This window comes from Providencia vermicola (assembly GCF_010748935.1).
Lineage (GTDB): Bacteria > Pseudomonadota > Gammaproteobacteria > Enterobacterales > Enterobacteriaceae > Providencia > Providencia zhejiangensis.
Genome location: NZ_CP048796.1, coordinates 969,938 through 989,729 on the forward strand (window position 1 = coordinate 969,938; position 19,792 = coordinate 989,729).

At 41.6% G+C, this 19,792-nt stretch carries 22 protein-coding genes, 1 tRNA gene and 1 pseudogene; 7 read left to right on the forward strand and 17 right to left on the reverse strand.

Annotation, left to right across the window (positions count from 1 at the left end):
• Positions 1 to 189: 189 nt before the first annotated feature.
• From dhbA to G3341_RS04100, 3 genes and pseudogenes are all read right to left on the reverse strand, one after another.
• Positions 190 to 933, reverse strand: coding sequence for a 2,3-dihydro-2,3-dihydroxybenzoate dehydrogenase (gene dhbA / locus G3341_RS04090; RefSeq protein WP_163860755.1), 744 nt, complete (start codon positions 931 to 933; stop codon positions 190 to 192).
• A 149-nt stretch (positions 934 to 1,082) separates the two neighbouring features.
• A pseudogene (locus G3341_RS04095) lies at positions 1,083 to 1,703 on the reverse strand (isochorismatase family protein); the annotation flags it as partial.
• 131 nt (positions 1,704 to 1,834) lie between these two features.
• Positions 1,835 to 2,998 (reverse strand): isochorismate synthase, encoded by a 1,164-nt coding sequence (locus G3341_RS04100; RefSeq protein ID WP_244316475.1) that lies wholly within the window; start codon positions 2,996 to 2,998, stop codon positions 1,835 to 1,837.
• A gap of 519 nt (positions 2,999 to 3,517) precedes the next feature.
• On the opposite strand from G3341_RS04100, the gene G3341_RS04105 reads away from it, so the two are divergent.
• The gene (locus tag G3341_RS04105) at positions 3,518 to 3,877 is read left to right on the forward strand and encodes a hypothetical protein (protein ID WP_163860756.1); all 360 of its coding nucleotides are present in this window, start codon (positions 3,518 to 3,520) and stop codon (positions 3,875 to 3,877) included.
• Between the two features lie 104 nt (positions 3,878 to 3,981).
• Here G3341_RS04105 and G3341_RS04110 read toward each other — a convergent pair.
• The 4 genes from G3341_RS04110 to mutY all read right to left on the reverse strand — a co-directional run bounded on the left by G3341_RS04110 (position 3,982) and on the right by mutY (position 6,708).
• Positions 3,982 to 4,057, reverse strand: a tRNA-Phe gene (locus tag G3341_RS04110).
• A 189-nt stretch (positions 4,058 to 4,246) separates the two neighbouring features.
• On the reverse strand, positions 4,247 to 5,320 hold the full coding sequence (gene mltC, locus G3341_RS04115; protein ID WP_163860757.1) for a membrane-bound lytic murein transglycosylase MltC: 1,074 nt from the start codon (positions 5,318 to 5,320) through the stop codon (positions 4,247 to 4,249).
• Between the two features lie 54 nt (positions 5,321 to 5,374).
• Positions 5,375 to 5,644 (reverse strand): oxidative damage protection protein, encoded by a 270-nt coding sequence (locus G3341_RS04120; protein WP_154624074.1) that lies wholly within the window; start codon positions 5,642 to 5,644, stop codon positions 5,375 to 5,377.
• A complete protein-coding gene (mutY, locus tag G3341_RS04125; protein ID WP_163860758.1) occupies positions 5,644 to 6,708 on the reverse strand; it encodes an A/G-specific adenine glycosylase in 1,065 nt (354 codons plus the stop codon). The genes G3341_RS04120 and mutY overlap by 1 nt, the downstream gene beginning before the upstream one ends.
• 406 nt (positions 6,709 to 7,114) lie before the next feature.
• Between mutY and trmB the strand changes: the two genes are divergently transcribed.
• The 5 genes from trmB to G3341_RS04150 all read left to right on the forward strand — a co-directional run bounded on the left by trmB (position 7,115) and on the right by G3341_RS04150 (position 11,124).
• The gene (trmB, locus tag G3341_RS04130; RefSeq protein WP_154624076.1) at positions 7,115 to 7,834 is read left to right on the forward strand and encodes a tRNA (guanosine(46)-N7)-methyltransferase TrmB; all 720 of its coding nucleotides are present in this window, start codon (positions 7,115 to 7,117) and stop codon (positions 7,832 to 7,834) included.
• Positions 7,834 to 8,163, forward strand: a complete 330-nt coding sequence (locus G3341_RS04135) for a YggL family protein (RefSeq protein WP_163860759.1) — start codon at positions 7,834 to 7,836, stop codon at positions 8,161 to 8,163. The genes trmB and G3341_RS04135 overlap by 1 nt, the downstream gene beginning before the upstream one ends.
• A 111-nt stretch (positions 8,164 to 8,274) precedes the next feature.
• A complete protein-coding gene (gene glsB, locus G3341_RS04140) occupies positions 8,275 to 9,201 on the forward strand; it encodes a glutaminase B (protein ID WP_163860760.1) in 927 nt (308 codons plus the stop codon).
• 37 nt (positions 9,202 to 9,238) lie between these two features.
• Positions 9,239 to 9,964 carry a DUF2884 family protein gene (locus G3341_RS04145; RefSeq protein ID WP_154624078.1) on the forward strand — a complete coding sequence of 242 codons (726 nt, stop codon included), beginning with the start codon at positions 9,239 to 9,241 and terminating at the stop codon, positions 9,962 to 9,964.
• Between the two features lie 209 nt (positions 9,965 to 10,173).
• The gene (locus tag G3341_RS04150; protein WP_154624079.1) at positions 10,174 to 11,124 is read left to right on the forward strand and encodes a siderophore ABC transporter substrate-binding protein; all 951 of its coding nucleotides are present in this window, start codon (positions 10,174 to 10,176) and stop codon (positions 11,122 to 11,124) included.
• A 50-nt stretch (positions 11,125 to 11,174) separates the two neighbouring features.
• On the opposite strand, the gene hemW is transcribed toward G3341_RS04150, so the two are convergent.
• From hemW to rsmE, 9 genes are all read right to left on the reverse strand, one after another.
• Positions 11,175 to 12,314, reverse strand: a complete 1,140-nt coding sequence (gene hemW, locus G3341_RS04155; RefSeq protein WP_154624080.1) for a radical SAM family heme chaperone HemW — start codon at positions 12,312 to 12,314, stop codon at positions 11,175 to 11,177.
• Positions 12,307 to 12,900 (reverse strand): XTP/dITP diphosphatase, encoded by a 594-nt coding sequence (locus G3341_RS04160; protein WP_154624081.1) that lies wholly within the window; start codon positions 12,898 to 12,900, stop codon positions 12,307 to 12,309. Before G3341_RS04160 ends, hemW begins: the two co-directional genes overlap by 8 nt.
• A gap of 16 nt (positions 12,901 to 12,916) precedes the next feature.
• Entirely contained in the window at positions 12,917 to 13,501 is a 585-nt protein-coding gene (locus tag G3341_RS04165; protein WP_154624082.1) for a YggT family protein, read from the reverse strand.
• Positions 13,502 to 13,519: 18 nt separating this feature from the next.
• Positions 13,520 to 14,341 (reverse strand): pyrroline-5-carboxylate reductase, encoded by an 822-nt coding sequence (gene proC / locus G3341_RS04170; protein ID WP_154624083.1) that lies wholly within the window; start codon positions 14,339 to 14,341, stop codon positions 13,520 to 13,522.
• 10 nt (positions 14,342 to 14,351) lie between these two features.
• Positions 14,352 to 15,047, reverse strand: a complete 696-nt coding sequence (locus G3341_RS04175; RefSeq protein WP_154624084.1) for a YggS family pyridoxal phosphate-dependent enzyme — start codon at positions 15,045 to 15,047, stop codon at positions 14,352 to 14,354.
• 166 nt (positions 15,048 to 15,213) lie between these two features.
• Positions 15,214 to 15,633, reverse strand: a complete 420-nt coding sequence (gene ruvX, locus G3341_RS04180) for a Holliday junction resolvase RuvX (RefSeq protein ID WP_154624085.1) — start codon at positions 15,631 to 15,633, stop codon at positions 15,214 to 15,216.
• Positions 15,633 to 16,196, reverse strand: coding sequence for a YqgE/AlgH family protein (locus tag G3341_RS04185; RefSeq protein WP_154624086.1), 564 nt, complete (start codon positions 16,194 to 16,196; stop codon positions 15,633 to 15,635). The genes ruvX and G3341_RS04185 overlap by 1 nt, the downstream gene beginning before the upstream one ends.
• A gap of 79 nt (positions 16,197 to 16,275) precedes the next feature.
• Positions 16,276 to 17,223, reverse strand: coding sequence for a glutathione synthase (gene gshB, locus G3341_RS04190; RefSeq protein ID WP_154624087.1), 948 nt, complete (start codon positions 17,221 to 17,223; stop codon positions 16,276 to 16,278).
• 9 nt (positions 17,224 to 17,232) lie between these two features.
• Positions 17,233 to 17,964, reverse strand: a complete 732-nt coding sequence (rsmE, locus tag G3341_RS04195; RefSeq protein WP_154624088.1) for a 16S rRNA (uracil(1498)-N(3))-methyltransferase — start codon at positions 17,962 to 17,964, stop codon at positions 17,233 to 17,235.
• A 280-nt stretch (positions 17,965 to 18,244) separates the two neighbouring features.
• Here rsmE and G3341_RS04200 point away from each other — a divergent pair, with 280 nt between their 5' ends.
• On the forward strand, positions 18,245 to 19,060 hold the full coding sequence (locus G3341_RS04200) for a prepilin peptidase (protein WP_244316476.1): 816 nt from the start codon (positions 18,245 to 18,247) through the stop codon (positions 19,058 to 19,060).
• A gap of 28 nt (positions 19,061 to 19,088) precedes the next feature.
• On the opposite strand, the gene G3341_RS04205 is transcribed toward G3341_RS04200, so the two are convergent.
• Positions 19,089 to 19,733, reverse strand: a complete 645-nt coding sequence (locus G3341_RS04205) for a DsbA family protein (RefSeq protein WP_163860761.1) — start codon at positions 19,731 to 19,733, stop codon at positions 19,089 to 19,091.
• Positions 19,734 to 19,792: the final 59 nt, after the last annotated feature.

A 19,792-nucleotide genomic window follows, 5' to 3' on the forward strand; every position in this document is an offset into this window, starting at 1 on the left:
ATGGTTCATCGATGAATGACAATATTGAATTTATTACGGGGCAACATTTAATTATTGTGAATAGGCAGAATCGCTTAAGTAATGTGGCGCTGTTTCTGTAAAGCTGGCCATTAATTCTCTAAGTGTATAATGGGCTTTTAGCTACTATGCACAGAAATAGCGCGTTAAATTCACCTTTTTTCATGATGTTTAAGCGCCTAATGTTGCCCCGCCATCAATGATAATATCTTGTAATGTTATATGATTAGCTTGCTCCGATGCTAAAAATAAAATAGCGCTGGCAATATCATTAGGCTGAGCAATTTTCCCTAATGGAATACCAAGCTTAAATTGTTCCGGTAGGCCGTGTATTAATCGTTGATACCCTTCAGTATCGTTTAGCATGCTTTCTAGCATAGGGGTTTTTGTGGAGCCAGGGGAAACAAGGTTTGAACGTACATTAAACGGCGCTAATTCTAGTCCTACACTGAGACACAGGCTACGCATTGCCGCTTTAGATGCACAATAAATAGACATGTTCACTCGAGGTACATGGGCAGCATTTGAAACAACGGAAACAATATTACCACGACACTGGCGTTTAAAATGGGGAATAAGAAGATGAAACAAATTAAATGCCGCCCCCACATTGACATTAAACGTATGTTCCCAGTCATGGCGCGTGAAGGTTTCAGTCGGGCCAAGTCGTAACGTTCCGGCACAATTGACCAATATGTCTAACCCGACCTTTTCTAATAATGCAGAGCAGGTGAGCTGGACTGCGTCTGCATCGCTGATATCTAGCGTAATAGTTTCGAATGGCATTATTGCTGGAAATGATATATCAAAACCGATGACTTTTGCTCCTGATTCATGAAACTGCCGAGCGGTTTCGGCACCAATACCACTACCTGCGCCTGTGACCCAAACGGTCTTGCCATTAAAAAGAATCATTTTTTTTTCCTTTAATATTCAGAGAGATTCATGACTATTTTCAGCATGAAAGTGTTTAACTCATCAGCCGATTTTGTTGTTTTTGTGAGTTATTGTCGCTAATCGTTCAAGCTTTACTGCTGGTCTACTGGATGACCGCAAAGCTCAGATAAGGCTTGCTTTGTATTGAGTACTCGGCCAGAGCGACCGGCGGTATAACGTAAAGCCATCATATGTTCTTCACGGCTAAAGTCCGCTAGTGCATCCCCAATCATAAAAGCCTGAATATCACGCATAAAAGCGTCAGTCGCTGTAATAAGGCAGCCAATATGGGCATATACACCACAAATGATTAGCTGATCTCGCTGTTTATCTTGTAATCGTTCTTCTAAATCAGAGCGTTGGAAGGCACTATAGCGCCATTTGGTGAGCAGGGTATCTTCCTGTGTAGGTGATAATTCAGTGACGATCTTTTGCTGTTCTGGATGGCGAGTCAATCCAGGACCCCACATATCATTTAGTAGAGCACGGTCAATATCACTTTGTTGATTGGGCTGGGCGGTGTAAAAAACGGGGATCTCTAATTGATGGCAACGTTCACGCAATAATCGAATATGCTCAATTAAGGTATGAATAGTCGGACTATCTTTTGCCCAAAAGTTGAGAAAGTACATCTGCATATCATGGATCAGTAAAGCTGCACGCTGTGGTTCAAGTTGCCATGCTACTTTATTGATGGGTAATTCATGTGGTTCAGGCAGTAGATAGTTGTCTATTTTAGGAATACTCATGGTTGTTGGCTCTCATGTTTAGTGGGGCTAGCTTGGAATGGACAAGGACTCGGCAGAAGTTTCTAAGCAGTATTTTCTGTGAGGGAGTACGTTTACATGTAATCATGATAAGTATGTCTGACGCATAGGATTCAACATGGTTGATAGTTCAGAGCACTGAGCATAGTGCCGAGTTTATTGCTGGTTTCACACCATTCATTTTCTGGCTGTGAATCGGGCACAATTCCTGCACCTGCAAATAATTCAATTCGGTATGTGCTAACTTTTCCACAGCGAATAACGACGACCCATTCACCATTACCTTCAGCATCACTCCAACCTATAATCCCTCCAAACCATTGACGATCAAAAGGTTCCAATTGAGTTATCAAATCACGAGCAATCATCGAGGGAGTGCCACATAATGCAGGAGTTGGATGTAGTAAGCATGCTAGAGAAATGGCACTTTCATTTTTATCTTTAACCAGTCCCTCGATTTCTGTGGCGAGATGCCACAGCTTTGGTGTGCTGATTAAAGAGGGGACAGGGATCGTAAGGTCTTGGCAATGTGCGGATAATTGGTGATGAATCGCTTTGGTCACTAACTCATGTTCGTAGCGATCTTTGGATGAAGTAAGTAACGTTTCTTTAGCTAAATTATCGCTAGCGCTGTTTTCACCTCGTTTAGCTGTACCAGCTAATGGGCATGACCAAAGTTTATCCCCTTGTTTACGTAGTAGTAATTCGGGACTGGCCCCCACCAGAGTACAGTCTGAAAGTGGCAGATAAAAATTGTAGCTGGATGGGTTTTGCTTATGGAGCTGGCACCAGATGCTGAGTGCATTGAGTGGCTTGATACTTTCAATATTGAGTAAACGTGAGAGTACGACTTTATCTAGTGTATCACCATGAAGTGCGCAAAGAGCCTTTTTCACCATTGAACAAAAGTCATTATGATCTAAATATTGGTGAAGTTGGCCCATAACGTTAACCGGAGTATTGGGCAGCGCTAGCGTATGTCTATCGAACCATTGGTATGATTGAGGAATATATAATGCACTGGCGTGTCGTTTATCGAATGGAATGACGCCAGCGATAATAGGGTTTTTTATACCCGCCCGAGTTGCCTGTATAAGCAATTGCTCTATTTGCCGTTGGAATTCGCTATTGTGACGATGCCCTTGTTCCGCAGGTAGCGTGAGATTGGCAAATATTCCTTTTGCGAGCAAACTCTTATGAGGAGAAGTAAAAATGAAATCCTCTTTTTTTATGGTAAGCGGTATATGAGAATACGACCGGCACATCACACTAGACACATTTAGCCTCCTGCTACTCCATGTTTTTATTGAAAATATTGGTTTATTGTTTTGTTGGTAAAACAATTAGCGTAAAAGTATTTATCTCTTCAGCTATCTAGTTTTGTCGACATACCATTAGAGTTCGATTGATTAGCTCACTAGGCTATTGCTATAGAAATAAGCATATTTTCCATTAAAGGATGGAATTTGTGTTGTCTGTAATTCAGTAAAGCTATGTTAAATTTCTATCATATTATTACAAATGGTAATAATTATCAATATTATTCGCATTCTATATTTAATGAGGGATGATGATAACATTAGGGCAATAAATGTTAATTTTTACAGTTAGTTATGTGGATTAGGTGTCTCCTGCATTTGCACAATCTAGAGAAACTAAGTAAAAAATATGACTCATGCCTGAGTGCCAATATTGAGCTATTAAAGTTAGTGATATTTGAAATTTTTGTTTTATCTAGGTTTGATAACGTATTCTTAATGAGTATTAAAGCGGGGGAGGGGGAAGAGTTATTTTAAATGAGCAGAGAGTTTGCTTTTTTGGAGGGCTTCTTAAGCGTTACAGTGAGCGCTACGGCTGGATTCCTGTGTTCAGCAGGATCGTTACCTTCAGCTAATCGCTTTCTGGCTTCATCACGTTTAACGCGAATGTCAGCAAGAGAAATATCAGAGAGTTATTTTTTCTTCAACTGTGAAACGGTATTTTATATGTCAGTAATGAGCCGCATTAGGTTTGATGAGAAGATAAAGCTCATACGCATCAAAGAACTTGTACTCTTTGCCTTTTGCTTGGTAGTCAGTATCTACTGGGGGTCATTATGGGGAAGTCTAAATGATTTTGAACAAGATAAACCTAAAAAATTCATCAACAGGCACTGACTTTAGTGTTGAATTTGCTGAAGTACAATAGGTGATAGTATAAGGTAACTGAGTGAATATAAAGGAGTTTACTTGACTTGAGGAGACCACTGTAGAAGAGAAAGTGGTGCCCGGACTCGGAATCGAACCAAGGACACGGGGATTTTCAATCCCCTGCTCTACCGACTGAGCTATCCGGGCAACGAGGCGTATTAAACCTGATTTCACTGTGGGAGTCAAGGTGAATTCAAAAAACTTTCTATCAGATGCGCTTTTTTTCAACATGTTAGCCAACGATTGAACAATTAGCATAATAAAAAGACAATGAAATAAAAAACACTCGAAAGCGCTAGGCTTAAACGAGTGTTTTCTGTTCATACAATGACAAGGTTAGCGACGATAATTTTTTTGCGCTTTATTAACTTTGATTAGATAGTTACGCGATTCGGCTGCTGGGTGTTTTGTTGACAACGTTTCATAGACTTCACCAGGTTCCAATTGATTAATTTTTTGTGCAGCGGTCTTTTTATCGCTATGGAAGACTCTTAGTACGCTACCTGCACCGCCATTATAGGCCGTGATGACAGCATAACGGCGTGAGGTTGCATTTTGAATGTCGCCTAAATAACTGTTTTGTAAAATTGCCAAGTAAGCTGTACCGGTATCGATATTTTTTTCTGGATCGAAGAGGTAACTACGGCTTGGTACACCTGATTTACCTTGGGAACGGAAAACATCTTTTCCTGCCGTGTTTGGCATAATCTGCATTAGACCTAAGGCATCAGAACGGCTGACTGCATAGGGGTTAAAGCTCGATTCGATTTGCATAATGGCTAAAATAAGCGATTCATCGACACCATATTTAGCCGAAGCCTTTTTGATAAATGGCAGGTATTTATGGGCACGTTTATCAAGGTGGTTAGGGACGAGTTGCATCGTGACAGACCAGACAACATTCATTCCTGACTGCCGGCGCTGCATTTTATTATTAATTAGATAATCAGCGTATTTAGTTGCACGCCATTCCCAGCGAATGGGTTCGCCAGTATTATCTAATACCTGACCAAATAAGAACGGCTCTTTACTGTGAGGAATATCGTTAATATCTGAGTATAGGTCAATGGAGTTTGGATCATCACCCATTAATAAGGTTGTGATGATGGCTTTTTTCAGATGTTCTGAAGGCTCTACGGCGGAAATGGTTTCAACTGTGATAGTCCCTTCATCAAAGTTTATGTGGCTCCGAGTACGATACTCATCTGTATATTTCACATAGTCTTTAGGACCGGCAATAAGAACTTCTTTGATCCCCCAAATATTTTCGATATTGTGGGCAAATTGCCCCATAAGAATATCGAACCCATTGGTGTCTTTCACATAGTTAGGATTAAAATCAGATTCTTTCTTGCTGGAGCAGGAGATGAGTAGAGGCACCAGCAGTGTTAGGGCTAACAGTTTTTTCATACATTCCACAGTATTCAAGCTAATGGTCTACCGAATAACAGGTAGACCGATTGATTATTTTTCAGGTGTATAGCCGTCGATATGGATATCGTGTCCTTCAAATAGGAACTTTATCATCTCTTGTTCCAGCATTTTACGATCATCAGGGTTCATCGTATTCAATTTTTTTTCGTTGATCAGCATGGTTTGTTTGGCCATCCATTGACCCCAAGCTTCTTTGGAAATTTCATTAAAAATACGTTTTCCTAGCTCACCCGGATATAGCTGAAAATCTTGTCCTTCAGCATCACGTTGTAAAAAAGTACAAAAAATTGTTCTACTCATTATTGTTTCCTCAGAATATCAGGCGGCACGGCAAGCTGTTGAAGTAAGCTTTCAACCGGCGCAGCTAGGCCGATTGTTGCACCGAGATTTAAGTTATACCAAAGTCCTTTGCCTTCATCCATGGCTGAAGTAAATGCCTGAATATTAACTTTAACAGGAATAATATCCAGATGAAAATGGCTGAAAGTGTGGCGAAACGCAATTAATTGTTCTGGAGTGTCATGTTTGATCCCCGTTTGCGCCAGCCATTCATGCATTTGTTGCTGTGTTTCGAATTGCGGGAAAGCAAATAAGCCTCCCCAGATACCTGACGGTGGACGTTGTTCCAACCAAACCTGTTCTCCGTGTTGCAGAATGAGGAACCAAGCCGTTTTTTCAGGAATTTTTTGTTTCGGTTTTTTACCCGGATAGTTTTGCCATGAATGGTTGGCGTATGCGATGCAGCCTAACTGTAGTGGGCATAATTCACATTTAGGCTTACTACGGGTACATACCATGGCGCCTAAATCCATCATGGCTTGGTTAAAGAATTGCACGCCTTCGTTGGGGGTGACTTTAGCGCTGATTTCCCATAGGCGATTTTCCACTTCTTTTTTTCCCGGCCATCCTTCAATAGCATAGCAACGAGCAAGTACTCGTTTAACATTACCATCAAGAATTGGGTAGTGCTGTTGTTGTGATAGCGACAAGATAGCGCCTGCTGTTGAACGGCCAACTCCGGGAAGAGCGACAACGTCATCAAATGAAGTTGGGAATTGACCATGAAAACGTTCAGCAATCACTTTTGCGGCTTTATGTAAATTTCGTGCACGAGCATAGTAACCAAGACCCGTCCAAAGGTGTAATACCTCATCGAGGGGGGCATTTGCGAGCGCGATGACATCAGGAAAACGGCTGATAAACTTTTCAAAATAGGGGATAACCGTACTTACTTGGGTTTGTTGCAGCATGACTTCGGAAAGCCAGACATGATAGGACGTCTTTTCTTTTTGCCATGGCAAAGTTTTACGTCCATATTTGTGATACCAGTTAAGCACGGCGAACGAAAATTGTTGAGCTTCCATTGAGTATATTGTTTTTATCGGTAGTTCTATTAAAAGTCAGTGATGCTCAGGATTGCAACATAGACCGAACACACTGTAAACCGCTTATTGTGTGCTAGAGTGTAAAGTTATCCAATTTTCACCTGTAACTTTGGTGGAGTTTTGATAAACTCCCTGCTCTTTAATATATACTCGCTATGCTGCACGGATGTTGGACTTTGTTTGGCTACCTTGTTGAGCTAGCTTAGTGGTGTCGCTATCTGCGCACTTTGAGATATCGGTGTTAGCCTCTCAGTGGACTGAGGGAATTAGAGTATGCAATCTATTTTATTCGTTGTGCTACTGATACATGGAAGAGAGTAGACAGATACAGTCATGTTTCGCTTATTTACTTGATTAGGCAATTAATTCGTAGAATTTTTATATTATGATCAATAACGTCATCTCCCCAGAATATAATGAAGAAGGGCGGGTTATGCGCCGCGTTCGCAGCTTTGTTCGTCGCCAAGGGCGTTTGACGCAACGCCAAGAAGATGCGCTACAAAGTGAATGGGCGGCAATGGGTATCGATTTTGTCGCACAGCCTTTAGATCTTGCAGCGGTTTTTAATAATCAAAACCCTGTTGTGTTAGAGATAGGTTTTGGGATGGGAGCCTCTTTGGTCACTATGGCTTCACAAAACCCTGAAAAAAACTTTCTTGGAATTGAAGTTCATGCGCCGGGGGTTGGAGCATGTCTTGCTTCAGCAAAAGAAGAGAATGTGACTAATTTGCGTGTGATGTGCCATGACGCAATTGAAGTTTTGGACCGTATGATCCCAGATGAGAGCTTATCGATGGTTCAGTTATTTTTCCCAGATCCATGGCACAAGGCGAAACATAATAAACGTCGTATCGTTCAGGGGCCTTTTGCTGATAAGATCCGCACAAAACTTGCTGTAGGTGGGGTTTTTCATATGGCAACGGATTGGGAGCCTTATGCAGAGCATATGTTGGAAGTGATGACTCATGCGCAAGGGTATAAAAACTTATCAGCATCTGGTGATTATGTTCCTCGTCCAGCAACACGACCAGAAACAAAATTTGAAAAGCGTGGCCAGCGATTAGGGCACGGTGTATGGGATTTAATGTTTGAGAGGACAAAATAATGGCTAAGCAACAACGTAGTCGTCGTTTACGCAAAAAATTACGTATTGATGAATTCCAAGAGTTAGGGTTTATCGTAAAATGGAGTTTTGAAGAAGGCACTCCAATTGAAGAAGTTGATCGTGCTGTTGATGCACTGATTGCGGAAGCGATTGAACCGAATGGCTTAGCATTCGAAGCGAGTGGCTATATGAGCTGGGAAGGTATTGTTTGCTTGCAAAAAATTGGTAAGTGTACCGAAGAACACCGTGCAATCGTGGAAAATTGGCTGAAATCAAAAGGCATGAAAGACATCGTTGTTTCTGAACTATTTGATGTTTGGTGGGAATAAGTTCTTAACTAGGTAATCAATTTATTTGGTTTCCTCGTTTTACGAACTCTAACGGTTGTTACGACCAAAGGCATCCTTAATGGATGCCTTTGTTTTCTGGAGTAAAGCGCAGTGAGTCGTCTGTTTTCTAATCAACTATTGAATGATATTTTAGATCAAGTGCGACCATTGATTGGTCAAGGTGCAGTTGCCGATTACATTCCTGCATTAGCGAAAGTCTCTCCTCATCAATTGGGGATTGCGGTGCACACCGCAGAAGGTGAGACTTTTAGGGCAGGAGATGCTCAAACTCGTTTTTCGATCCAATCGATTTCCAAAGTGCTTAGTTTGACTTTGGCGATGACGCGTTATGAAGAAGATGAAATTTGGAGTCGAGTTGGGAAAGAGCCCTCGGGTTTACCTTTCAATTCCTTGATCCAAATCGAAATGGAAAAAGGTATTCCGCGTAACCCGTTTATTAATGCAGGGGCTATCGTGATTACGGATATGTTGCAATCACGGCTAAGTGCACCGAAACAACGTATGCTGGAGTTTGTCAGAAAACTGGCTTGCGAACCAGATATTAGCTATGACCTTGAGGTTGCGCGTTCAGAACTTGAGCATGCAAGCCGAAATGCCGCAATTGCTTTTTTAATGAAATCCTTTGGTAATTTTGAGAATAATGTCCTTACAGTTCTCGAAACTTACTTTCATTATTGTTCTCTCAGTATGAACTGTGTAGAGCTAGCGCGCTGTTTCTCTTATTTGACTGCGCAAGGGGTTTCAGCTTGCTCGGTTGACCCGGTTATTACGCCATTACAATCACGGCAAATTAATGCGTTAATGATGACTTGTGGTATGTATGATGGCTCTGGTGAGTTTGCTTTTCGCATTGGCATGCCAGGAAAATCCGGTGTTGGCGGTGGGATCGTCTGCATTGTACCGAATCAGTTCTCTGTGGCGGTATGGGCGCCCGAGCTAGATTCCGCAGGGAACTCGCTGGTGGGGTGTGCAGCGTTAGAATTATTATCAAAACGAATTGGTCGTTCAGTGTTCTAGTTATCACCAAAGATAAAACGATCGAATAGGAGTTACTATGTTACGCCGTACTTTAATTGCATTCTCATTATTGGCTTGTGCAACCAGTCAGGCCGCTGACTACAAATGTTCAGTGACACCTAAGGATGATATCTTTATGACTCCTGAAAATGTGCAAGTTATCGGACGCAGTGGTGATTTGAAAATCACTCCAAATGGGGATGTGACCCTTAATGGTCAAAGCATTACGTTGACTGAACAGCAAAGGCAGCAGGCTATTCGTTACCAAACGGCTGTTCGCAATGATCTTCCATGGATTAAACAGGAAACCCAACAGAAACTGTCTGTATCAAAAAATACGCTCGATAAAGTGGTCATACGCGTTATCGGAGAAGATAGTAATGTACGTAAGCGCCTCTCAAAATTAGAAAATGACCTTAATGGGCAGATCAACCAAGTGATCGAAACTCGCCCAAATGGCTATGCTTTTCACCATGACGCAATAAATAAAGTTGAAACTCAAGGGCGTCAATTAGTGAATGATAGCTTAGGGGGAATATTACAAGACAGTATTAATGAAATGGGGCGTAAACAGCTACTCTCAGGTGGAGATAGCAGTAAGGCCTTACAAGGACTGCTTGGAAACCTAGGTGGCTTGCAGCAAGACTTAGAAGCAGAATGGAAAAAGCAAGAGAATAGTTTCCAACAATTTGGCCAGCAAGTTTGCGGCAAAGTGACATCGTTGGAACAACAACGAATTGCCTTGATGAATGCGCTTAAGTAAAAACGGAATAGGCGTTTTTTAAGTCATATTAAATTGTTAGGTAGCCGTGTTTTTTATCGCATTGCTGCCTTCTATTATCTTTATTGCAAAAATGTGATGTTTTTATCAATAATAATAATCAAAATGAAATTGATTCTTATTTAATTGACTTATTAACAACTCACTCTAGAATGCGAGTTTGGTTTAGCGACTTAACTGGTATTGTTTATATGAAAAAATTCATTCCTGCTGTACTTGTTTCCTTACTTTCTTTTTCCGCGCCGTATGCACTGAGTGCAGAATCGACAGTTTTTACGCCAAATGCCGTCATTGCACAAGGCACTGAAAAAGTGAATATCAAACATGTGTCTGGAGAAACTGAAGTGAATAAAGCGCCACAGAAAGTGGTTTTATTCGATTTCGGTATCTATGATTCCATGCAAAAGCTAGGATTAGGCGATAAAGTGGTGGCTTTGCCGACAGGGAATGCACCTGAATATGTGAAAGGCAGTATTCCAACAACGATGCAAAATGCAGGTGGAATGAAGCAGCCAGACTTGGATAAAATTGCTGAATTGAAGCCTGATCTTATCGTGATTACAGGCCGTCAAGGCAAATCTTATGAAGCGTTATCGAAGATTGCACCAACAGTTAATTTAGGGACAGATAGCAAGCATTATATTGATTCAGTTAAAGCAAATATCAATCTAATTGGTGAGCTTTATGGCAATCAAAAAGCGGTAGAAGAACAGTTGGCACAACTGGATAAGTCGATTGCTGCTGCACAAGAAAAAGCGAAACAATCGAAATCTAACGTGTTAGTACTGCTACACAATGATGGTAAGCTAATCCCGAATAATCAAAGTGTTGTTTATGATGTTGTGAAAGCACAACGTGTTGAGCTTCCTGCTCCTGCTGAGGCTGATAAAGCTAAGCGCCGCGTTGTTGATACCAAAACGATAGCACAAGCAAATCCTGATGTGATTTTAATTGTGGATCGTAGCGAAGCAATTGGGGCGGGTAAGCTGGATAAAACGGTTTTTGAAGATCAAAACATTCAAGAAACGAAAGCATATAAAAATGGTAAGATCACCTACCTTAAATCGGATCTGTGGTATTTATCCGGTGGGGGCTTAGTGAGTTTGACCGAACAAGTCAACGAAGTTGCCAAGGCATTATAAGGATAGAAACCCACGACATGCGTGGGTTTTTTTATATTGGCTGAAAGGGGCTATTCTTCACTAAGAAAAAGTTCTAATAATGAATTTAGAAATAATTTACCGTGTTCGGTCATCTGCCACTCATGCTCAGTTTCGGTGATATAACCTTTAGCAATCGCTTCATCAATTGAGCTTCTTACTACAGATTCAGCTAATCCAGTATACTCACTAAATTCACATCTAGGCATCGCTTCTAATAACCGAAAGCGGTTCATAAAGTATTCAAATGGTCTCTCTTGGTTAGCAACGTCATAGGATTTTTGTAAATAACGTCCTTCCATATAGCCGCGAGGGTGCTTGGTTTTGATCGTGCGCAAGATACGCCCATCTGAGAATGAAACTTTACCATGAGCACCACAGCCGATACCAAGGTAATCACCAAACCGCCAATAATTAAGGTTATGTTCACATTGAAAACCTGGCTTAGCATAAGCTGAAGTTTCATATTGTTCATAGCCGGCGGCGATTAATAATTTATGACCTTCTGAGTAAATATCCCACAAGGTATCATCATCCGGTAGCGTTGGGGGACGAGAACCAAACTGTGTATTAGGTTCGATAGTCAATTGATACCAAGATAGATGAGGTGGCGCTAATTCAATCGCTTGGCGTAAATCCGATAACCCTTCATCTCGGGTTTGTGAAGGTAACCCATGCATTAAATCTAAGTTAAAACTACGTAGATTGAGTTGGGTTGCGAGCTTAGCTGCTCGCTTAGCTTCTTCGGCACCATGGATCCGCCCTAGTGTGATTAGTTTATCGTTACCAAAGCTTTGTACGCCTATTGAGATTCGGTTGATACCGGCTTTTTGATAACCTGAAAAACGATCCGCCTCTACGGTTCCGGGATTGGCCTCCATCGTGACTTCAGCATCTGGAGAAAGGTTAACGCGTTGCCGTACACCGTCCATGAGTGATTGCATTGACTCGGCACTTAAGAGACTCGGGGTGCCACCACCAATAAAAATAGTTTTGATGGTGCGATCACCGATTAATTTGGCGTCATTTTCTAAATCATGTAATAGGTGCTCAACATACTCTTGTTGGGGGATCTCCCCCTTCAGAGTATGTGAGTTAAAATCACAATATGGGCACTTTTGTACACACCAAGGAATATGGATATACAGACTAAGAGGGGGGAGCTTAAGCATTTTTGAGTGCATCCAATAGCATTGCTAACGCTTTACCTCGGTGTGAAACAGCTTGTTTTTCAGCTTTAGTGAGTTCGGCTGAAGTACAATTCAGTTCGGGAACATAAAAAATAGGGTCATAGCCAAAACCCCCTTGTCCACAAGGCTTATGGGTAATCACTCCTTGCCAGCGACCATGAAACACCAGTGGCGTTGGGTCTTCTGCATGGCGTAGATACACTAACACACAATTAAATTGTGCCTGACGTTGGCCATCAGGCACTGATTTCATGGCATCCAGTAATTTATGCAGGTTTTGTTCATCACTGGCATCTTCTCCAGCATAGCGTGCGGAGTAGATGCCAGGTGCACCACCGAGGGCATCTACTGAGATACCTGAATCATCAGCAATCGCTGGAAGCCCTGTGTGTTTAGATGCATGACGAGCTTTTAAGAGCGCATTTTCAATGAATGTTAGCCCTGTTTCCTCAACAGACTCTACACCGAGTGAAGTTTGGGCAACAATATCCATACCAAAATCACGTAGTAGGTCTGCAAGTTCATTCACTTTTCCCGGATTGCCGGTTGCTAAAACAACTTTTTGCATTATTAATGACTCTTTATTACATCACACCGATAGAGTAGAGAATACCCGTCAATGTTGGGTCAATCATGAGTGACACATCTAAACGCAGATAATTTAGAGCAATCAAGATAAACATCACAATCATTGCAGAGAAATCTAACCCACCCATTGCAGGGATGATACGACGGATTGGCGCCATTAAAGGCTCTGTTAATTGGTACAGTAGGTAATCAACAGAGTTGCGGCCTTGGCTTACCCAGCTCATGATGGCTCTGATTAAAATCATCCAAAAGATCAGTTTACCTGCATAGGTTAATAACAAAATAATACCAATAGGAATGACGGTGATCCCGAGAATTGGCAATGTGTTTGTGAGTGATAAACTGACAACGATGCTCACTAGCGCTAAGATAAATGCAACCACAACAGATGCGGTATCGATAGGGCCAATAGCAGGAATAAGACGACGCAATGGTATAACAATAGGCTTAGTTATCTTTGCCACAAACTGTGAGAACGGGTTGTAATAATCGGCTCGTACCCACTGCATCCATACACGTAGCAGCAGAACAAAAATATAAAGTTGAATAAGAGTTGTTACGACAAAAAGTAAGGTCTGCATGTCTCGTCCCACTGTTAATTAAAAAAGTTTTTCCATTTCTTCTGCTCGTGAGATAGCACTCTGCATGGCTTTTGCTACCGTTTGCGGAAGACCTTGATCATAAAATTGAGCCAATGCCATTGCGGTTGTTCCCCCTTTCGAGGTGACTTGCTCACGCAAAGTGGCAAAGGCGGTATCATTCTGTGATTTGGCGAGTGCAATCGCACCTTCAGCGGCATCTAAAACTAATTGGCGTGCTTGTTCTGCACTATAACCGAGCTTTTCAGCCTCTTGCTGCATAGATTCCATAAACAGGAAAAAGTAGGCTGGTGAGCTACCTGTGATTGCAATAATACGGTTAATTTCTTGCTCTTGTTCACACCAAATCGTTGAGCCAACACTCTGCATCAACTGTTCTGCGAATTGTTTGTCTTCTGCGTTAATATGACTTTCAGTAAACAAACCACTCACACCTTTACCAACCAGTGACGGTGTATTTGGCATAATGCGCACCAATTGTAATGGCTGAGCTAAATAATCAGAGTAACGATGGGCAGGGATCCCCGCGGCAATGGTCAGTACCAGCTTCTGGCTAAAATCAACCTCTTTTTGTAACGGTTGGCAGACCTCTTCCATCATTTGTGGTTTGACTGCGAGTACCACCACATCGGCTTGTTGTACTGCTGACAAATTATCACTATGACTAATAACACCATATTGTTCGGCAATCTTATCGCGGCGAGTCGGTGTTGGTGAGCAGACGGTGATCATCGAGGCTGGATAGCCATGGTTAACCAGTCCCGCAATAATAGCGTGGGCCATGTTTCCGGCCCCAATAAAGGCAATTTTGCGATGTTGCATGCTGTTCTCCTTATACATTGTGATAGTCACGGGCACCAAAAATCGCTGTTCCGATTCGAACAAGGGTTGAACCACAATGGATAGCGGCGGTCATATCATCAGTCATTCCCATCGACAAAGTATCAACGCTAGGGTAGTGAATTTGTAATTGTTTATAGGCTTGCTCCATTTTGCGAAAGGCTTCGCATTGGCGTTGATAGTCGGTTTCGGGAGCTGGAATTGTCATCAAACCACGAAAAACTAAATTTGGCATTTGGCTAACTTGCTTCGCCAGATCAGCCAATTGCTCTAGTTTTATGCCTGATTTGCTATTTTCATCACTGATATTAATTTGGATTAATACATTTAATGGTGCTTTAGTGCTTGGTCGTTGATCATTAAGACGCTGGGCGATTTTCTGCCGATCTAAGGTATGGAACCAGTCAAAATGTTCAGCAACGAGGCGGCTCTTATTGGATTGTAATGGGCCGATAAAGTGCCACACAAGATCTTGCCTATCCGCAAAAAATTGTATTTTCTCAACACCTTCTTGAACATAATTTTCACCGAACTGACGCTGTCCAGCCTCAATTGCCGCCAAAATGGCGTCACAAGGCTTGGTTTTACTGACAGCAAGCAGTGTTATGTCTTGTGAAGAGCGATGGCATTCAGCAGCCGCTCGTTCAATGCGAGCTTTTACATCAGAGATATTACTTTGAATGGTCATTATTCTGTTCAATTACATCAGAGATATTACTTTGAATGGTCATTATTCTGTTCAATTACATTAGGTGGATAATCATAATCCCCATAGTGTAAAGCATATTGCTCGATAACGGCACCTTTGCGTGTATAGATTGAAAAAAATTACATTTCGAAAGAAAACGGTCATCTTAAAGGTGCTGTTCAAACCAACTTTCTAAGATAACAACTGCGGAAGCGGAATCCACTTTACCTTTACTCAGTGCTCGGTAGCCACCGCGCTCAAAGAGTTCCGCTTTTGCCGCAACGGTAGAAAGGCGTTCGTCATGCAATTCGACTTTGACGCCAAAGCGGCCATGAATACGATTGGCAAAGTTACGTGCTTGGCTGGTGACCAGTTGCTCGGTACCATCCATATTTAAAGGCAGGCCAACAATCACCAATTGGGGTTGCCATTCTTGCAACAGTTTTTCTATTTGTTGCCAATCAGGGCGTCCATCATTGGCTTTTAGTGAGGCGAGCGAACGAGCTGTTCCTGTAATTTCTTGCCCTACGGCGACACCGATACTTTTAGTACCAAAATCAAAGGCGATAAGTGTTCTGCTCGACATTATGCGTGTCCTGCTTGCATAGAAATAGTATGAATGTTAATCCCTAGCAGATTTGCCGCTGCCTGCCAGCGATCTTTGATGGGGGTATCAAACACTAATTCAGGGATAGCCTCAACCGTTAGCCAACTATTTTCCATGATTTCACTTTCCAGTTGGCCTGGCTCCCAACTGGCATAACCCAGTGCGACGAGTGATTGCATTGGATGCTGATCATTACCTAGCGTTTCTAAAATATCTTTGGACGTTGTCACCATCATATTGTCATTGAGGTGCAAACTTGAAGCAAAGCCTTTAATTGGTGTATGAAGAATAAAACCATGTTCTTCCGCGACAGGGCCACCAGCAATCACCGGTTTTGCTAGATTGCTCGCATTAGTACTCGTTGAAATGGTGATTTCTAATTTTTCGAGCATAGCGCTGACGGAAAAATCATCAATTGGTTTATTAATGACAATTCCCATCGCACCCTTTTCGTTGTGCTCGCACACATAAACAACGGATTGCTCAAAATAAGGGTCGGTGAGTGTTGGCATTGCTATCAAAAAATGGTTCTGTAAGTTCATAACTATTTGGCTTATAACCTCTTTTAGTCGATATTTTGAAGAAAAGACCTATTGTAGGTCTTTTCTTATAAGTAGAGTGCTACTTTTTGATATCACGCTCAATTGCGTCCATCAACATACCTGTAATCGATATATTGTAAGCGGCTTCAATTTCGCGCGCACAGGTTGGGCTAGTGACGTTAATTTCAGTCAGTCTGTCACCAATAATATCCAAACCAACAAAGTATAAGCCTTTTGCTTTCAATGTTGGTGCAACAGCACGGGCGATTGCCCAATCACTTTCACTTAATGGGCGTGCTTCACCTCGGCCACCAGCCGCTAAGTTTCCTCGTGTTTCCCCTTGTGCGGGAATACGGGCGAGACAGTAAGGTACTGGTTCTCCATCAACGACGAGTACGCGTTTATCGCCATCTTTAATCGCGGGGAGGTAGTTCTGAGCCATGCAATAACGTGTCGCATGTTCGGTGAGCGTTTCAATAATCACGCCAACGTTAGGATCATCTTGTTTCAAGCGGAAAATAGAAGCTCCACCCATACCATCAAGAGGCTTGAAGATGACATCGCCGTGTTTTTGATGGAATTCGCGTAATTGTTTAGCATTACGAGTCACAAGCGTGTCAGGCGTTAACTCTGGGAACCACGCAGTAAACAGCTTTTCATTACAGTCACGTAAGCTTTGTGGCTTATTGACGATCAGTGCACCAGCCTGTTCTGCTCTTTCAAGAATATAGGTGGCGTAGATGAACTCTGTGTCGAAAGGTGGATCCTTACGCATGAGAATGGCGTCTAGATCACCAAGCGCAATATCTTGCTCAGATGTAAACTGATACCAATTATTTGGGTTTTCTTCGACCGTGACCGTTTTTGTTGTTGCGCGCGCTTCACCTTGATACAGATAGAGGTCGTTCATCTCCATATAATGGATTTCATAACCACGACGTTGAGCTTCCAGCATCATAGCAAAACTAGTATCTTTTTTGATTTTAATGGATGAAATTGGATCCATTACTATACCGAGCTTGATCATTTTTTCTCCTTAACCTAGATCACCTAGGCGCACTTGCAGTGCAGTGATTGCAGTGAGCGCAGTCGTTTCAGTTCTTAATACCCTTGGCCCAAGTAAAATATCAGTAAATTGATAATTTGCTGTCATGGCGATTTCGTCTTCACTCAGCCCACCTTCAGGGCCGATTAACAGTCGAACTTTATTTAATTCGGCCGGTAATGTATTGATGCTTTGTGTTGCTCTTGGGTGCAAATTCACTTTAAACGCCCCATCATTTTCAGCGCACCATGTCTCAAGTGACTGAATAGGCCGAATTTCTGGTATACGGTTGCGGCCACATTGCTCACAGGCGGCAATAGCAATTTTTTGCCATTGTTGTAATTTTTTTTCAAATCTTTCCGCATCAAGTCGAACACCGCAACGTTCAGATAATAAAGGCGTGATTGTATTAACACCCAGTTCTACTGATTTTTGAATCGTAAATTCCATTTTTTCTCCGCGAGAGATCACTTGCCCAAGGTGTAAATCCAATGGAGACTCTCTGTCATCAAGATGACCGCTGATGACATCGACGGAGACTTTCTTTTTTGTGGCTTCTACTATTTCAGCACAAAATACCTGATTACTGCCATCAAACAGTTCCAGTTTTTGGCCAGCGGTCATACGAAGTACGCGCCCGACATGATTGGCTGCATCATCGCCAAGAGCGATTGTTGTGTTAATGTGTAGTGGCTCTGGGTGATAAATGCGTGGGATGCGCATAAGGTTTCCTTAAAAATACAAGGTTAAAATACCGATAACAAAGTGAAAATATGGGGGGGAAATCCCCAAAAACAAGGTTAGTGTCTTAGTTTATCGTGATCTCATAAATTTTTGTAGTCTGGTTTGAGTTGTATTTGTTGAGTGAATAGCCGTCAACTATGCAAAGCTATGTAGAATTATAATGGATAAAGCGAGCATTTTTGTCGGAATAATAGTGTAGGGGGAACCATAAAGTTACGGTATATTCATCTATGACTCCATAAGGGAATAAGGAGAACATGTGATATTACTTGTTGAAAGGCTCTACCAAAAAATTATCCATAATTTATCTATATTATCGTTTGGTTATATTGATAGTGTTATGGCGCCTATTTTTTCATTTTTTACCGTATGTCGAAATTATTTTTGTCCCATAAGAACAGGTGTCGGTGTTGAAGGTTATTTTTTATTAAATACATGTGGTTATAAACTTTTATTCTTGCTTTTTATCCTTGTTTTATCAGTAAAAATCACACGATGGATTCTAAAGAATATACCTGTTAAGTATTTTAATGAGAATGAAATTAATATTAGTAGTAAATGGTTGTATTTAGTCTATTTACATTTGGTTGTGAGTGTTTTTTTATTTAATCATGAAGTGATTTTAATTATTTTATTGAGTGTTTTTTATAATTTAATTGTTAGTTTGTTTATTATTGATATTAAAATAGGTTATTTACCGGATGTGTTAACTTATCCCTTACTATGGATAGGCTTGCTGTATCAAACATGTGCTTCTCAAGGCAATGTCGTTTCAGCAATTTATGCCGTGGTGGTCAGTTACCTCTCTATTATGTTGATAACCACTATGGTGGAAAAAATTCGGAAATCCCCACAAATGGGGAGAGGCGATTTTAAGCTTATAGCCGCTTGCGCTGCATGGTTGGGCCTTATGGATTTACCTAAGTTTTTTGCTTTGGCAGCGGGCCTTGGTTGTGCTTATTATGGGGGTGTTTATCTCTTTTATCGGCATAAAACAATCACCCATATTCCATTTGGCCCTGCAATTATTATCAGCGCAAATTATTGGTTATTTTTTCTGTTGATAAACTCATGACTTATCGATGCTACAAATGAGTGACTTATCATTGATTTTCAGCCACTAAAGAATCTAAAAAATGCTGCCATTTTTTCGGCTCACCTAAGTAGTTCTGTAGTGGAATGCGTAGCCATTTATCCGATTGTTTTATGAGTAAAGTAGGGAAGCCTGACGAGTTTGATTGTGTCAGTAATTGGCGGCTATGCTGAATGTGACAATGCAGCTTTTCACCTGTGAATTGTGCATAGTCTGAAAGATATTGTGTGGTATCTAACCCAATTTCCCGTGCGATTTCTGATAATATTTTAGGGTCGCTGATATGGCGCCCAGAAATATAATGCGCTTGCTGTATGGCTTGCAACATAGTAAGTGCTTGATGCTGTTTTTCGGCCGCCAGTATTGCTAACAACGGAGGGGCTGAGTCAAGTATGAGGTCAGGCTCATGCAACATGGCTAAATAACCCTCACCAAAAGTTTGCCCTGTCATGGCTGCAATACGTTTATCGGACTGGATGATATGTTCACGAAATTGGCTATCCATCTGTAGGCGTGAAGTGCCAGCGAGCATACCTCCACCATGTAGTGCTAAAGCAATATCAGGATGGGTATTGGCAATTTGGATAAGTGGTGAAGCACCATAGCACCAGCCACACAGGGGGTCATAAATATAATGTAAAGTGATTTTATTCATCGGTCATCCTTAGGTTTTGTTTGGTTTGATTGGTCTATTTTTATGGGAATAGACCAATC